This is a genomic window from Lysobacter ciconiae, assembly GCF_015209725.1.
GTDB classification, from domain to species: Bacteria; Pseudomonadota; Gammaproteobacteria; order Xanthomonadales; family Xanthomonadaceae; genus Novilysobacter; species Novilysobacter ciconiae.
In genome coordinates this window covers 2,042,776-2,055,463 of record NZ_CP063656.1, presented here as the reverse complement: position 1 = coordinate 2,055,463, position 12,688 = coordinate 2,042,776, and the positions used below count along the sequence as shown (strand labels likewise).

Below are 12,688 nucleotides of genomic sequence, written 5' to 3'. Positions count from 1 at the left end.
CACCCCACACCGCAGGCAGGGGACTCGACACGTGGCCGATGACGCAGAACTACATGTTCGAGCGGCCGCGAAACGGCTCAATTCTGCCGCTAGCCCCCAAAAACATGTCTCTCGCACTCTTTGACTTCGATGGAACGATAACCACGCACGAGACAATGCCGGAGTTCCTTCGTCGGTCAATCTCGCGTCGGCGATTATTCTTGGGGTGGCTGCTGTTGGCGCCACTGGTGCTCGGATACAAGTGGCGGGTCATCTCCGGGACCCTTGTTCGCCGCGCCATTGTTCGCATTGGATACAGCGGCGTCGCGGCCTCGGCAGTGGTGACTTCTGGCCGCGACTTCGCCGAGAGCTACCTGCCAAAGGTTTTGCGGCCTGAGGCGATACAACGCATCGCTTGGCATCTAACACAGGGCCATGAGGTTGTCGTGGTTTCCGGTGGCCTCGACGTGTACTTGGCGCCTTGGTGCGAAGCACAGGGCCTCGAGCTGCTCTGCTCATCTTTGCAGCGCCGCAATGGCGTTCTTACCGGCTACTACGAGGGGCAGCAATGCGTTCTGGCGGAGAAGGCCCGCCGGGTGCGCGAGCGCTATGACTTGCACAAGTTCACAGAGGTCTACGCTTACGGGGACACCTTTGAGGATCGGGACCTGCTCGGCATCGCCACCAGGAAGTACTATCAGTGGCAAGAAGTAGGAGCCGCAGGCGGGCGCTAACCGGTTATTCAATCCGGGACCGCTTCGCGGCGCCGTTTAATTTCGGTGTTCGGCCGCAATCAGGGGTCTCTGCAAGTGGAAAAGAAGCAAGCTGACGCAATCGTGCAGGCGATCCTCGAGCCTGACTTGCGTGGCCGGGAAGAACTGCGGCGTAAACGGGAGGCTGAAGCACGCGGCCTGAGGATCAGTCGATTCGTTTCTGCTTTTGTGCTGATTGGCTTTGCCATTGGGGCGTTGATTGCGCACTCCACTGGAGAACGATTCACCAACGGTGCGTTTTGGGGCTCTGCTATCGGTGCTGTCGTGGGGCGCGCAGTTCCAGCGTGGCGCGACCGTCGGCGGACGGCCTGAAAATGCGTTCGAGCCGACGCCGCTTCGGGGCGACTTTACTCAGTGGTTAGGCCGTTCAAGTCGCTTGCGTTGAGCCTGAGGAAAGGACAGTCCATGAAGACAGACCAGGAAATTGTTGACTCCCGTGTTGTTCTCCGTCTAGTCAGCGGCGCCTTGGCGGCGGGCGGCGCTACGGCACTCGGGCGGCGCGCGTATCAGTTTGTGGCTTCTACCGCAGACTTGAGCTGGCTGGAAATGCTGACCTCGCTGGGAGCCATCTACGGGATATATCTGTTGGGGTATTTTGCGCTCAAGGGAAAGCTGCCTTTCGACCACATACCCTCGGGCAATGTCTGAAAGTTTCCGCACGCCGACACCGCCTCGCGGCGCGGCTCAGCTCAGGTGTAGACCGCGTGGCTTCATTGCTTGCAATCGTCCAATTGCTATTGGTGCCCATACTTCTCGGAGTAGGGTTGGCCGTTCGTTTTGCCGGGAGCTCACGGCCTCTCAACGTCGTTAACTATGCGAATGTCAAAGATGCCGCAGCCTTGCATCGCTGGGCGGGGAACAGATTGCTTCTGCTTCCGGTCGGCTTCCTGATATCCGGCCTTGTGTCCCTGCGGGAACCCGGGCTATCCGCAGTGCTCTTTGGAATCATGGTGGCTGCGATCCTGATCATTGGCATATGGCTTAGCTTGGGCGCAGAAAAGTTCTAAGCCTGCAAAGGCCGGGTGGGGCACTCGGTCACCGGCGCAAAGCACGCTGGCGTATAAACCACAGGTCGCGGTTGGCGACCGCACAACAGGGGAAATCATGGGACTTCTCGATGGCCTGCTCGGCAACGCATCCAAGATCGACAATGCCGCGATCGAACAGGAGTTGGCGGAGGTGCTCGCGCCAGGCGAGGCGGTGGAGCACGTCTACAAGCTCATCCGCGACTACTTTGTCTTCACCAACAAGCGGCTGGTCATGGTGGACAAGCAGGGACTGACCGGCAGCAAGGTCGAATACCACTCGATCCCGTACAAAAGTATCACCCACTTCAGCGTCGAGACCGCAGGCAGCTTCGATCTGGATGCGGAGCTGAAGATCTGGATTTCGGGGACGGCAACACCGGTGCAGAAAACCTTCAACAAGAAGCTGAGCATCTACGAGGTCCAGGCGGTGCTAGCGGGATATGTGCTCGGTTGACGATGGGACGCGGTCACCAGGCACCACAGGCGGGACCGCGGCTTAAGTAGCCGTTACGCCGGCGGCGTGCCTTTTCTGAAAACAAACGCGATGATCCCCAGCGTCACGCCGACATACCACGGCAGTGATTCGATCTCATCGAGTGGACTGGTTCTTCGGCGCGCCATTCAACTCCCCCCCCTGATGTCGCTATGGACGATACCTGCGCCGTGATTCGAGCCCCAAAGCGCCATCCCGGCGCGGCGCCATGGCTCCGAAAAGGCATACGTGGTCTACTCGCCCTGGGGATTTTTTGACTTCTACAAGGGGATTGAGATGGGAATGATGACCGGAGGCCTGGGCCTCGTATTCACAATTTTCGCGTTCGCTCTCGCGGTGCTGTGGTTCTTCCTGCCGTTCGCGATTTTCGGCACCAAGGACAAGCTGGCCGAGATCATCGCCGAATCGAAGAAGACCAACGCCGAGCTGGCCCGCATCTCGGCCGAACTCGCCGCAAACCGGACCGCAATGGCGCCAAGGCCTTCCGACGCCGGCCGACCGGGGGAGGTGTGACCTGTCTCTGACAGGCAAACGTCATGGCCAAGTTTCTCAACACCAGCGCAACCAATTACTTCCTTGAAGAGCTCATCAAGGACGCCAAGGACCGGCTGATCCTCATCAGCCCGTATCTGAAACTCAACGACCGCATCAAGGAACTGCTGGCCGACAAGAACCGGCTCAAGATCGACGTGCGCATTGTTTACGGAAAGAGCGAGTTGCAGCCGCTGGAGATCAGCTGGTTGCGCGAGCAGACCTATATCCGCACCAGCTTCTGCAAGAACCTGCACGCCAAGTGCTACCTCAATGAGGAGCTGTGCATCATCACCAGCCTCAACCTCTACGAGTTCAGCCAGGTCAACAACAACGAGATGGGCATCCTGATCCGCCGCTCGGAGGACGCAGAGCTGTATCGCGAGGCGTATGAGGAAGCCCAGCGAATCATCCGCATCAGCGACGAGGTGCGTATCTCGATGGAGCGGGTGGCGACCCCGCCCGAAGAAAAGCCGGCGGAAGCGGAGCAGGCCGCTGACGCGGTGTCCGATCAGGACGGCGCCGACGACGTCGGCAAGCTGACCAGTTCAAAGCTGGCCCGCAAGCTCGGCCTCAAGACCGGCGACTTCCTCGACCGCATGGTCGCCAAAGGCCACCTGGAGCTGAAGGACGGCAAGCAGGTGCTGACCGATGCCGGCAAGGCCGCCGGAGGCGAGCTCCGCGTGAGTCCCCGATTCGGCGCGTACTTCCTCTGGCCAGAAGCGACGGACGCCTGACCGATCATGGGTCGCAGATGGGGCGGGGGTTGGGAGCGCCCCAGGGTCCGCAACCGTCGCGATGACCGGCTGGGTGCACGCCGTCCTCGATCTCAGTGATCCTCTCGTTCCGACAACACCGACCCGTCATCCGGATCCACTGCCAGATCCACCTTGGCGCCAGCCTTGTTCCGCGCGTCCACCTCCCAGACACCGTCATCGAAATCGATATCGCGCACGTTGGTGTATCCCGCGGCCTTGAGCTTTTTGCTGATAGCTTCCGCGTCCAGCTTGGGGGTGGTGTCTTCGGCATAGACCTTGCCGCTCACCGGATGCACGCGAACATCCACCCAGGTGCCATCGGCGCGCCGCGCATCCGCCTCCCAGAACCCGTCGTCCATTTCAACGTCGCGAACCTCCTGATAGCCGGCCTCGGTGAGCTTTGCCTGGGCGTCCGCCTGGGTGAGATTTGCGGCTTGCGCGCCTACGCTCCCGGCAAAAATCAGGCCGGCGCAGAAAACAGTGGACTTGAGCATCGTCGTCGCCTCGCTGGGTCAGGGATTGGCTACTGTGGAGTTGGCGTCGCCAAGGCACCGTGAACGAGGGCCGCGGAACCATACGCACACGCCCGGCGTCGTTGCGACGGAGGCATTGACACGAAGATGCATCGTGATGACGAGTACACCCGTCAACCAGCGCTGTATGGCCCCAGCATGGGGTCATCCCTAGCTTCCATACGGCTCGGCGATGCGGAGGATGGAGGTGTACCCCGCCACCTGGTGATTCCCATGAGCGCCGTAGACAACGCCATCAACTCAATCAAGGACCGCCTCTCCCAAGGGATCTTCGACTGGGACGTCTCCCACGGCGACCTCAAGTCCATCAACAACACGTTGGCGGACCTGAGCCCGTCCGAGCGCAACGACGTCATCGCCGGGATGAGCGATGCGGAACTGGAGAATTGGGCCGGCGAGATCCACGGCAGTCTGGGCAGCCTCAGCGCGGATGAGCGGCAGACCTTGTTCAACAAGCTGGCCGAGGGCCTGGATGCCGAGCAGATGGTGCGCATGGTTGCGGCCTTCGATGCCTCCGGCAACCCCGACAGCATCCGTGAACTGGGCGCGGCGGTCGCCACCCACGGTTCGCCGGAAGCCAAGCAGGCGTTTATCGAGGCCATGGCCGGCCGCACCAATACCGGTGATGCGCACTTCGACCCTGAACCGACGCACCGTAATGACGTGACCGACAAGCTGCTTGCCGATCCCGATGCGCTTGCCGTGGCGGAGGTGCTGGCGAGCTTGGAGGGCGAGTACTTCGACGACGCCTGGAACGCGCTCAGCGACAGCCAGCAAGCTTCCGTCATGCAGGCCGGCATCGGCCAAGCCGAAACCAGCAGCCGCAACGGCAATATCACCAACTTCGACACCACCTTGGCAGGCCGCATCGTTGACGCGGCCGCATCCAGCAGCGACCCCAACGTCAAGGCGGACGTGTTCGAACTGGCCTCGGAGAAACTCGCGGTCGTCCAGGGCGGCGGCGACAACGGTGCGGTGCCGTTCGAGGTAGGCACGGATTCGCGCAACGACGGCGCGCGCGACACGCTCGCCAATTCCATGACCACGCTGATCAACACCGATGTGAACGCCATCGTGGCGCGGCTGGAGGTGGTGGACCATGACGGCAGTGCCTTGGTCACCTACGTCACCGAGCAGTTGGCCGCCGGTCGTGAGGAGCAGGTCGGTGAACTGATCACCAAGGTCCAGAAGGGCGATGACCTGCAGGGCGACCCCGCCACGCGGTTCATCGAGACCGACGCCGACGGGCAATACGCCAATGCCCACAACCTGGGCTACCTGATGGGCGCGGTCGAGGCCGGCGTGCGCACCGTGACCGACGACCGGGTCGCGCAGGCGGAGATGGTCCGCGACATCTTTGGTGGCGCGTTGAAGATCGCCGGCCTTCCCGGCGGCGGCCCGGCCGCCAGCGGCTCGCGTACCGGCGTGGACATGCTGAGCGATCAGATCATCGACTCGATTGTTGAAGGCTATGAAGAAGACGGCGCCAAGCTGAGCGATGTGATGTACGAGCTCGGCTATCCCACCGACGCCAACGGCGACCCGGTCAACCACCCCGGCGCCGAGGCCGTGTTCAAGTCACAGCGCGGGCATGTGTTGGACGAGAACTGAGTTTCCATCTTCCGCGTCGCCTGAGTCGCTTGCGCGGTCGATTGCCGGCTCAGTCGCTGACAGAAGTGAAATTATTCCGCCGAGGTCAGCAATCCTCGCGATGACCGGCTCAATCGGGGCTATTGTCGCGTGGGACAGGTGCATTGTTCAGACCTTGAATGGGTAAGCGGCCATGGCGGCACTCCTCTACTTCGCGGCATTCTCTCCGTCGCGCTTGGCATCGCCCATTCCGCGCTCGGTGAGAAGTACATCCTTGCGCGCTTGTTCCGGCGCGCCGACATGCCGAAGCTCTTTGGCAGCCCGGAGTTCACCGTGCGCACGCTGCGCTTTGCCTGGCACATCACCACCGTCGCGTGGTTCGGCTTCGGCGTGCTGCTTCTGTACGCAGGTCGCGGAGACCTCGCAGTTTCCGAAATGCTGGATATCATCGGCGCCACCTTCCTTGTGAGTGGCTTCCTGCCCCTGGTCTTCACCCGCGGCAGGCACCTGGCGTGGGTGATCCTGTTCGCCATTGGCGGCATCGCGTTGTGGTGCGCCGCCTGACCGTCGCTTCAATCCGAACGCCAAAAGTGGCGTCGGCATGACCCGGGACCGCACATGTCTAGCTGCATATTTTGCGAAATCCTTTCCGGAAGGTCTGCGGCGAGCATCATCTACCGCGACGACACGTGCACCGCATTGCTGACGATCGAGCCCGTGAACGAAGGCCATGCTTTGGTCATCCCCAACGCGCACCACGTGAACATCTTCGACCTGCCACCCTCGACGGCGGGCCACATGTTCAAGGTCGCTCAGCAGATTGCCCAGTCATATGGCAATACCGATATCCGTTGCGATGGCGTCAACATCGTGATGTGCAACGGCGCTGCCGCATCGCAGACCGTTTTCCATGCCCATATTCATGTGAACCCGAGGCACGTGGGGGACGGTTTCAGCTGGAATCTTCCGCCGGGATTCGACGACCCGGCAAGCAGGGATGAGCTCAACCGGGTAGCCGCCAAGCTGGCGCGGGTGTTGGGTGCGGCAACCTAGCGATTCCTTCGATAGCGACGCCGTCGAACCCGGCCGATGCGCTGGATGCGGCGCTCCCGCTCAACGCAAAACCCGATACCCCCGCGCCTCCATGATCCCCAGCACCTCATCCACCGGCAGCGCTTTGACCTCGTGGCCATCGCGGCCGACGGTTGTTTCGGCCTGGAAAAGCGAGTTGAGGATGGCTTCCTCGGTCGCCTCGATGGCGGCCATGAACAACGGCGACATGGCGTCGTTGCGCAGCACGGTCAGCTGCCGGGTCGGGCTGTCGGCGTCATGCGGCACACGCACCGACTCTTTGGCCGTGAACGCGATCACATAGTCGCCGCTGCCGTTGGAGGCGATGCCGCCGGTCCGGGCCAGGCCGAGCATGGCGCGCTTGGCCAGCCGCTCCAGGTTGCGGGCGTCCAGCGGCGCGTCGGTGGCGACGATGATCATGCACGAGCCGTCGGGCGAGTCGTTGAGCGCGTCGCTCAGATAGTGCTTGCCGAGCGCCTTGCCGATCGACACGCCGTCCACGCTCAGCACGCCGCCGAAGTTGGTCTGCACCAGCACGCCCACCGTATGCCCGCCCAGGTTGCCGGGCAGCTTGCGCGAGGACGTGCCGATGCCGCCCTTGAAGCCAAATGCGACCGTGCCGGTGCCGGCACCGACATTGCCCTGGGCGACGTGGCCGCGAGCGGCCGATTTGATCGCCGCCAGCACGTCGCGCTTGGTGACATGGCGGCCGCGGATGTCGTTGAGGTAACCGTCGTTGGTTTCCCCGACCACCGGGTTGACCGAGCCGACGTCAGCATTCTCGGCATAGGAGAAGGCGTGGTCGATCAGCGCGTCTGCCGCGACCGGCACGCCAAGAGTGTTGGTCAGGATGATCGGCGTCTCCAGCGCGCCGAGCTCGGCGACCTGGGTGGAGCCGGCCAGCTTGCCGAAACCGTTGCCCACGTACACCGCGGCCGGGACCTTGTCCTGGAAGATATTGCCGGCATGCGGCAGTACCGCGGTGACGCCGGTGCGGATGTTCTTCCCACGTAGCAGCGTTGTATGGCCGACCGCAACGCCCGGCACATCGGTGATCGCGTTCCACTGGCCGGGCGCCAGCACGCCCACTTCGATGCCGTGATCGCGCAGGTTTTTCTTCTGCGCGAGTACAGGTGTGCAGGCGGCCCACAGCAGGGCGACGACGAGCAGGCGTACAAGCATGTTGGTTCCCTCCGGTGGTCCGACCGCCACCCTAACCGTAAAACCGCTGGCAGGTGTCGCACCAGAACGCGCGGCGTTGCGCCGCCCCCAGATGCTTGCGGTAGCTCAGTCGCGTTCCGTCGCGCGGGCAGATCGTCCTGGTGTGGACCTGGTAGTGCTTCTTCAGCTGGAAGGCCTTCTTCCAGTGATAGAAGTCGAAGCTGTAGTCCCGCGCCTGGGTGACCAGCTGGCCCAGCTTGCGCGCGGGCAGGGCGCCGACGGTGCTCTCGGGGTGCAAGCGGATGCGGTGCAGCACTTCGTTCTTGATGATGTTGCCCACGCCGGCAAACACGTTCTGGTCGAGCAGCACGTCGGCCGCCAGCGCCTCCGGCCGCGCACGGAGCTTGCGGCGCGCGGCGGCCGGGTCCCAGTCGTCGCTCATCACGTCGCCGCTCCATTCGTAATGATCGTCCAGGTCGCCTTCCAGGAAGCGCACCGAACAGGCGTAGAAATTCAGCGCCTCGCCCTTGCTGAAGCCCAGCGACAGCCGCGGCGGCGTGCCCTTGTCCTCGTCGATGCGGTAGCTGCCGAACAGCAGCATGTGGATGCGCACGCTGAAGCGCGGAAACTGCAGCAGGAAATGCTTGCCCCAGCTGCGCACCGCGACCACCGTCAGGTTGCGCATGCGCTGGATGTCCTGGGTGCTGTTGCCGGAGACGCTGAGCACCCTGCGGCCGGCGAATTTCGCAGCGGCCTCGCGCAGGATGACGATCGAAGGACCCTCGGGCATGGGCGGACTATAGGCAGCCCGCATGAGGCAGGCGTCAACGCGCCCGCCTACAATGGCCGCCCCCCATTCGCTCCCCACCCCCATGAGCCAGAAACAATGGATCGCCGGCATCAACGCCGTCGCCGCCGCGATCGAGCACGACGCCGACAATGTGCGCGAGGTCCTGATCGAGGCGGGCGGCAAGAACCCGCGCCTGACCGAGATCGAAGGCTCCGCCCGCCGCTTCGGCATCGACGTGCGCCGGGTCAACCAGCAGGCGCTCTCCGGCGTCGCCGGCAGCCTGCGCCACCAGGGCGTGGTCGCGCGCTATGAAGCGGCGAAAACCTGGGACGAGAACGAACTGGAAGACCTCGTCACCGCCGCCGAAGGCCGCGCGTTGCTGCTGATCCTCGACGGCGTGCAGGACCCGCACAACCTCGGCGCCTGCCTGCGCAGCGCCGCCGCCGCCGGCGTGACCGCGGTGATCTTTCCCAAGGACAAGGCCGTGCAGGTCAACGCGACCGTGCGCAAGACCTCCGCCGGCGCCGCCGACAGCGTCGCCGTGATCCCGGTCACCAACCTGGCCCGCACGATGCGCGACCTGCAGAAACTCGGCGTCTGGCTGTACGGCCTGGCCGGCGAAGCCAAAGGCAGCCTGTACAACGTCGACCTGCGCGGCAACGTCGGCCTGGTGCTCGGCGGCGAAGGCGACGGCCTGCGCCGCCTCACCCGCGAAAACTGCGACCAGCTCGTCAACATCCCCATGCCCGGCGCCGACGGCGGTGCCGGCGTCGAAAGCCTGAACGTCTCGGTCGCCGCCGGCGTCACCCTCTTCGAAGCCGTCCGCCAGCGCGTCACCGGCTGACCCGGTTTGCGGGTCCGGAACCATCGCCACACGGAGCGCCGGGTGTGAATGCCCTTGGGTATGAATGTCCGCCGGCACCGATGAAGCCGGTGCCTCCTCCCTTACTTCACACCCAAGGGCATCCACACCCGGTACCCGCTACCCCGGCTTTTGATTTCTTCCGCCGCCGCCGCAACCTATCGGCGGCGCCTGCCGGGTGTTCCGTCCACCAAGCGAATATCGTGGAGCGACTGGACGGAGCACCCGGCAGGCGCTTCCGGCATAACCACCAAACGTCCCGCGTAACCACCGCGCCATAGACGCCTCCCGCGTCACCAGGGGACGACCCCGCCGCTTCATCTCACCCGGGGACGACCCCATTGACCCGGAGAACGCCATGAACTGGATCATCCTCCTCACCGCCGGCCTGTTCGAAATCGCCTGGGCCATCGGCCTCAAGTACTCCGAAGGCTTCACCCGCCTCTGGCCAACGGTGGGCACCCTGGTGGCGATGGCGATCAGCGTCTGGATGCTCGGAATCGCGATGAAGAGCCTGCCCGTCGGCACCGCCTACGCCATCTGGGTCGGTGTCGGCGCCGTGGGCACCGTGATCCTTGGGGTGGTCCTGTTTGACGAGCCCGTCAACGCCCTGCGCATCGGCAGCGTCGCCCTGATCATCGCCGGCATGGTCGGCCTGAAACTCGCGACCCCGTAAGCCCGCGGTCGCAAACCGGACTCTGCCAAAACCTCAGCCCGACGCAGGTGCCCGCGCCAGCGGCGCCACGCCCGGCATCGGCGTCGGCCACGCATTGACGATCTGGCAGAACAACTCGGCCGTGCGCTCTGTGTCATACACCGCCGAGTGCGCCTCGTTGGCGTCCCACTCGATGCCCGCCGCCGCCGCGGCCCGCGCCAGCACCGTCTGCCCGTAGGCGACCCCGGCCAAGGTGACCGTGTCGAACACGCTGAAGGGGTGGAACGGATTGCGCTTGTGCGCGGTGCGCGCCACCGCCGCGTTGAGGAAGTTCAGGTCGAAGTGCGCGTTGTGGCCGACCAGGATCGCGCGCTGGCAGCCGTGTCGTCGCAGCGCCTCGCGCACGGGCGCGAACACATGGTCGAGCGCGGCGCGCTCTTCCTTGGCGAAGCGGAACGGATGGTCCAGCACGATGCCGGTGATCTCCAGCGACTTGGGATCGATGTCCAGGCCGGGCGCCGGGATGACATGCGCGCTGGCCGTCTTGCCCGGAACCAGCAGGCCGTTCTCGTCGATGTCCACCGGCACCACCGCGATTTCCAGCAGCGCGTGGCGGTTCCAGTCGAAACCGCCGGTCTCCACGTCGACCACCACCGGCAGGAAGCCGCGAAAGCGCGTGGCCAGCGGCGAGATGGTGGGCGCGTCAGGCAAACCTGGCGTGGAGGCGGAGGGCGCGGCGTCGGTCATGGCGGAAAGCGTAGCAGAGGCGGGCGAGCACCCCGGTGCGCGCGGACGTTCCGAAGGCCGTGCCGATGCACTCCGGCAACCCGGCGATCAGCGCGCCGGCTTACTGGCGTCGCCGGCCGCGAGGGTGCTGCTGTGGTCGCGTTTCTCCCGCGGTGGCAGCGGATCGTCGCCGTGGACCAGGAACCAGACGTTCTCGGCGATGTTGGTGGCGTGGTCGCCGATCCGCTCCAGGTTCTTGGCGACAAACAGCAGGTGGGCGCAGGCCGGGATGGTTGCCGCGTCGCCCATCATGTCGCCAAGCAATTCCGCGAACACCGCGGTGTAGGCCCGGTCGATGGCCACATCGCGCTCCCTCACCGCCCGCGCGGCTTCGGCGTCGTGGTCGCGATAGGCCGCCATCACCTCCCGCAACTGGGTCACCGCCAGATGCCCGATGCCCTGCAGCGTGGCGATCCGCTGCCGCGGCAGGGTGTCGCCGAGCACGGTGGAACGCTTGGCCAGGTTGGCCGCGAAATCGCCTATGCGCTCGATGTCGGAGGTGATGCGCAACGCGGCCAGGATGCCGCGCAGGTCGCGCGCCATCGGCCCGTGCAGGGCCAGTTGCATCACGTCGTGACTGATCTGCTGCTCCAGCGCGTCGATGGCGGCGTCTGCGGCGATCAGCCGCATGGCCGCTGGTGGGTCGTTGCGGGCCAGCAGGGCGAGTGCGCCCTCCAGCTGCACCGCTGCCAGCTCGCCCATGCGCAGGGTTTCCTGCAGCAGGCGCAGCTGTTCCGCATCGTGGCCCTGCAGAATCCCGGCGCCGGAGCCGTCCATCGCGTTCGTGCTCATCCGAACCGCCCGGTGATGTAGTCCTCGGTCTGGCGCTGCGAGGGATTGGAAAATATCGTCGCGGTCGCGTCGTGTTCGACCAGGTCGCCCAGGTACATGAAGGCGGTGTAGTCCGACACCCGCGCCGCCTGCTGCATGTTGTGCGTCACCATGACGATGGTGAAGTCGTTCTTGAGGCCGGCGATGAGCTGCTCGATGCGGCTGGTGGAGATCGGGTCCAGTGCCGAGGTCGGCTCGTCCAGCAACAGCACGTCCGGCCGCAGCGCGACCGCGCGGGCGATGCACAGGCGCTGCTGCTGCCCGCCCGACAGGCCCAGCGCACTGGCGCCCAGCTTGTCCTTGACCTCGTCCCACAGCGCCGCCTGCTGCAGGGCCTGCTCGACACGCACCGCCATCTCCGCCTTGGAGAGCTTCTCGTGGTGGCGGATGGCGTAGGCGACGTTCTCGAAGATCGTCATCGGGAACGGCACCGGTTTCTGGAAGACCATGCCGACCCGACTGCGCAGGCGGTTCAAGGGGTAACGCGGATCCAGGATGTCGGCGCCGTCCAGCAACACCTGGCCGGTCGCGCGCATCTTCGGGTACAGCGCGTAGATCCGGTTGAACACCCGCAGCAGCGTCGACTTGCCGCAGCCCGACGGGCCGATGAGCGCTGTGATCTGCTTCTCCGGGATCGACAGGTGGATGTCCTTGAGCGCATGGAAGCGGTCGTAATGGAAGTCCAGCGCGCGGACATCGAGCTTTGGCGATGCCTGCGCGGTGTCGGCCGCAAGCGGAGTCGACCGGGTCGCCCGCTCCAGGACACTGGCACTGGCGATGGGGTGCGCGCGCATGGCGGGAGAGCGGGGCAGGTCGAGCACGGCGGTGGCGTTCATCGGTGGTGCCT

Annotated in this window: 17 protein-coding genes; 11 read left to right on the top strand and 6 right to left on the bottom strand. The window is 64.7% G+C overall.

The genetic code is table 11. The annotated features are described in order from the left end of the window. The first annotated feature begins 38 nt into the window (after positions 1-38). The 6 genes from INQ41_RS09220 to INQ41_RS09195 all read left to right on the top strand — a co-directional run bounded on the left by INQ41_RS09220 (position 39) and on the right by INQ41_RS09195 (position 3,541). Positions 39-713, top strand: coding sequence for an HAD family hydrolase (locus tag INQ41_RS09220; RefSeq protein WP_228076562.1), 675 nt, complete (start codon positions 39-41; stop codon positions 711-713). 75 nt (positions 714-788) lie between these two features. After that, entirely contained in the window at positions 789-1,064 is a 276-nt protein-coding gene (locus tag INQ41_RS09215; RefSeq protein WP_193983864.1) for a hypothetical protein, read from the top strand. Between the two features lie 93 nt (positions 1,065-1,157). Continuing rightward, positions 1,158-1,400: a hypothetical protein gene (locus INQ41_RS09210; RefSeq protein WP_193983862.1), complete on the top strand. Its 243-nt coding sequence runs from the start codon at positions 1,158-1,160 to the stop codon at positions 1,398-1,400. 456 nt (positions 1,401-1,856) lie between these two features. Further along, positions 1,857-2,234 (top strand): PH domain-containing protein, encoded by a 378-nt coding sequence (locus tag INQ41_RS09205; RefSeq protein WP_193983860.1) that lies wholly within the window; start codon positions 1,857-1,859, stop codon positions 2,232-2,234. 267 nt (positions 2,235-2,501) lie between these two features. After that, complete coding sequence (locus INQ41_RS09200) at positions 2,502-2,786, top strand: hypothetical protein (protein WP_193983858.1); 285 nt, start codon at positions 2,502-2,504, stop codon at positions 2,784-2,786. Positions 2,787-2,809: 23 nt separating this feature from the next. After that, a complete protein-coding gene (locus INQ41_RS09195) occupies positions 2,810-3,541 on the top strand; it encodes a phospholipase D family protein (protein ID WP_193983855.1) in 732 nt (243 codons plus the stop codon). A gap of 92 nt (positions 3,542-3,633) precedes the next feature. Here the strand turns inward: INQ41_RS09195 and INQ41_RS09190 are convergent, their stop codons facing one another. Then, positions 3,634-4,056: a PepSY domain-containing protein gene (locus INQ41_RS09190; protein WP_193983853.1), complete on the bottom strand. Its 423-nt coding sequence runs from the start codon at positions 4,054-4,056 to the stop codon at positions 3,634-3,636. Positions 4,057-4,308: 252 nt separating this feature from the next. On the opposite strand from INQ41_RS09190, the gene INQ41_RS09185 reads away from it, so the two are divergent. The 3 genes from INQ41_RS09185 (at position 4,309) to INQ41_RS09175 (ending at position 6,738) form a co-directional block, all read left to right on the top strand. Continuing rightward, on the top strand, positions 4,309-5,706 hold the full coding sequence (locus tag INQ41_RS09185; protein WP_193983852.1) for a hypothetical protein: 1,398 nt from the start codon (positions 4,309-4,311) through the stop codon (positions 5,704-5,706). A 129-nt stretch (positions 5,707-5,835) separates the two neighbouring features. Continuing rightward, positions 5,836-6,249, top strand: coding sequence for a hypothetical protein (locus INQ41_RS09180; protein ID WP_228076561.1), 414 nt, complete (start codon positions 5,836-5,838; stop codon positions 6,247-6,249). A gap of 54 nt (positions 6,250-6,303) precedes the next feature. Beyond that, positions 6,304-6,738, top strand: a complete 435-nt coding sequence (locus INQ41_RS09175) for an HIT family protein (RefSeq protein WP_193983850.1) — start codon at positions 6,304-6,306, stop codon at positions 6,736-6,738. Between the two features lie 60 nt (positions 6,739-6,798). Here the strand turns inward: INQ41_RS09175 and INQ41_RS09170 are convergent, their stop codons facing one another. Together INQ41_RS09170 and INQ41_RS09165 are read right to left on the bottom strand one after the other, a co-directional pair. Then, positions 6,799-7,938, bottom strand: coding sequence for a DmpA family aminopeptidase (locus INQ41_RS09170; RefSeq protein WP_193983849.1), 1,140 nt, complete (start codon positions 7,936-7,938; stop codon positions 6,799-6,801). Between the two features lie 31 nt (positions 7,939-7,969). Further along, positions 7,970-8,707, bottom strand: a complete 738-nt coding sequence (locus INQ41_RS09165) for a DNA-formamidopyrimidine glycosylase family protein (RefSeq protein ID WP_193983847.1) — start codon at positions 8,705-8,707, stop codon at positions 7,970-7,972. 82 nt (positions 8,708-8,789) lie between these two features. Between INQ41_RS09165 and rlmB the strand changes: the two genes are divergently transcribed. Continuing rightward, positions 8,790-9,551: a 23S rRNA (guanosine(2251)-2'-O)-methyltransferase RlmB gene (rlmB, locus tag INQ41_RS09160; protein WP_193983846.1), complete on the top strand. Its 762-nt coding sequence runs from the start codon at positions 8,790-8,792 to the stop codon at positions 9,549-9,551. Between the two features lie 376 nt (positions 9,552-9,927). Next, positions 9,928-10,245 (top strand): quaternary ammonium compound efflux SMR transporter SugE, encoded by a 318-nt coding sequence (sugE, locus tag INQ41_RS09155; protein ID WP_193983844.1) that lies wholly within the window; start codon positions 9,928-9,930, stop codon positions 10,243-10,245. 33 nt (positions 10,246-10,278) lie between these two features. Here the strand turns inward: sugE and rnt are convergent, their stop codons facing one another. The 3 genes from rnt to pstB all read right to left on the bottom strand — a co-directional run bounded on the left by rnt (position 10,279) and on the right by pstB (position 12,602). Continuing rightward, on the bottom strand, positions 10,279-10,971 hold the full coding sequence (rnt, locus tag INQ41_RS09150; RefSeq protein ID WP_193983842.1) for a ribonuclease T: 693 nt from the start codon (positions 10,969-10,971) through the stop codon (positions 10,279-10,281). An 87-nt stretch (positions 10,972-11,058) separates the two neighbouring features. Then, complete coding sequence (phoU, locus tag INQ41_RS09145) at positions 11,059-11,787, bottom strand: phosphate signaling complex protein PhoU (RefSeq protein ID WP_193987308.1); 729 nt, start codon at positions 11,785-11,787, stop codon at positions 11,059-11,061. Positions 11,788-11,798: 11 nt separating this feature from the next. Then, positions 11,799-12,602 (bottom strand): phosphate ABC transporter ATP-binding protein PstB, encoded by an 804-nt coding sequence (gene pstB, locus INQ41_RS09140; protein WP_407074268.1) that lies wholly within the window; start codon positions 12,600-12,602, stop codon positions 11,799-11,801. Positions 12,603-12,688 lie beyond the last annotated feature (86 nt).

What these genes read in the sequence shown, in the direction of transcription:
- INQ41_RS09205 (WP_193983860.1), top strand. Translation starts at nt 1,857, where the DNA reads ATGGGACTTCTCGATGGCCTGCTCGGCAACGCATCCAAGATCGACAAT.
- INQ41_RS09220 (WP_228076562.1), top strand. Translation starts at nt 39, where the DNA reads ATGACGCAGAACTACATGTTCGAGCGGCCGCGAAACGGCTCAATTCTG.
- INQ41_RS09175 (WP_193983850.1), top strand. Translation starts at nt 6,304, where the DNA reads ATGTCTAGCTGCATATTTTGCGAAATCCTTTCCGGAAGGTCTGCGGCG.
- INQ41_RS09170 (WP_193983849.1), bottom strand. Translation starts at nt 7,938, where the DNA reads ATGCTTGTACGCCTGCTCGTCGTCGCCCTGCTGTGGGCCGCCTGCACA.
- sugE (WP_193983844.1), top strand. Translation starts at nt 9,928, where the DNA reads ATGAACTGGATCATCCTCCTCACCGCCGGCCTGTTCGAAATCGCCTGG.
- phoU (WP_193987308.1), bottom strand. Translation starts at nt 11,787, where the DNA reads ATGGACGGCTCCGGCGCCGGGATTCTGCAGGGCCACGATGCGGAACAG.
- rlmB (WP_193983846.1), top strand. Translation starts at nt 8,790, where the DNA reads ATGAGCCAGAAACAATGGATCGCCGGCATCAACGCCGTCGCCGCCGCG.
- INQ41_RS09165 (WP_193983847.1), bottom strand. Translation starts at nt 8,707, where the DNA reads ATGCCCGAGGGTCCTTCGATCGTCATCCTGCGCGAGGCCGCTGCGAAA.
- INQ41_RS09185 (WP_193983852.1), top strand. Translation starts at nt 4,309, where the DNA reads ATGAGCGCCGTAGACAACGCCATCAACTCAATCAAGGACCGCCTCTCC.
- INQ41_RS09210 (WP_193983862.1), top strand. Translation starts at nt 1,158, where the DNA reads ATGAAGACAGACCAGGAAATTGTTGACTCCCGTGTTGTTCTCCGTCTA.
- INQ41_RS09195 (WP_193983855.1), top strand. Translation starts at nt 2,810, where the DNA reads ATGGCCAAGTTTCTCAACACCAGCGCAACCAATTACTTCCTTGAAGAG.
- rnt (WP_193983842.1), bottom strand. Translation starts at nt 10,971, where the DNA reads ATGACCGACGCCGCGCCCTCCGCCTCCACGCCAGGTTTGCCTGACGCG.
- INQ41_RS09190 (WP_193983853.1), bottom strand. Translation starts at nt 4,056, where the DNA reads ATGCTCAAGTCCACTGTTTTCTGCGCCGGCCTGATTTTTGCCGGGAGC.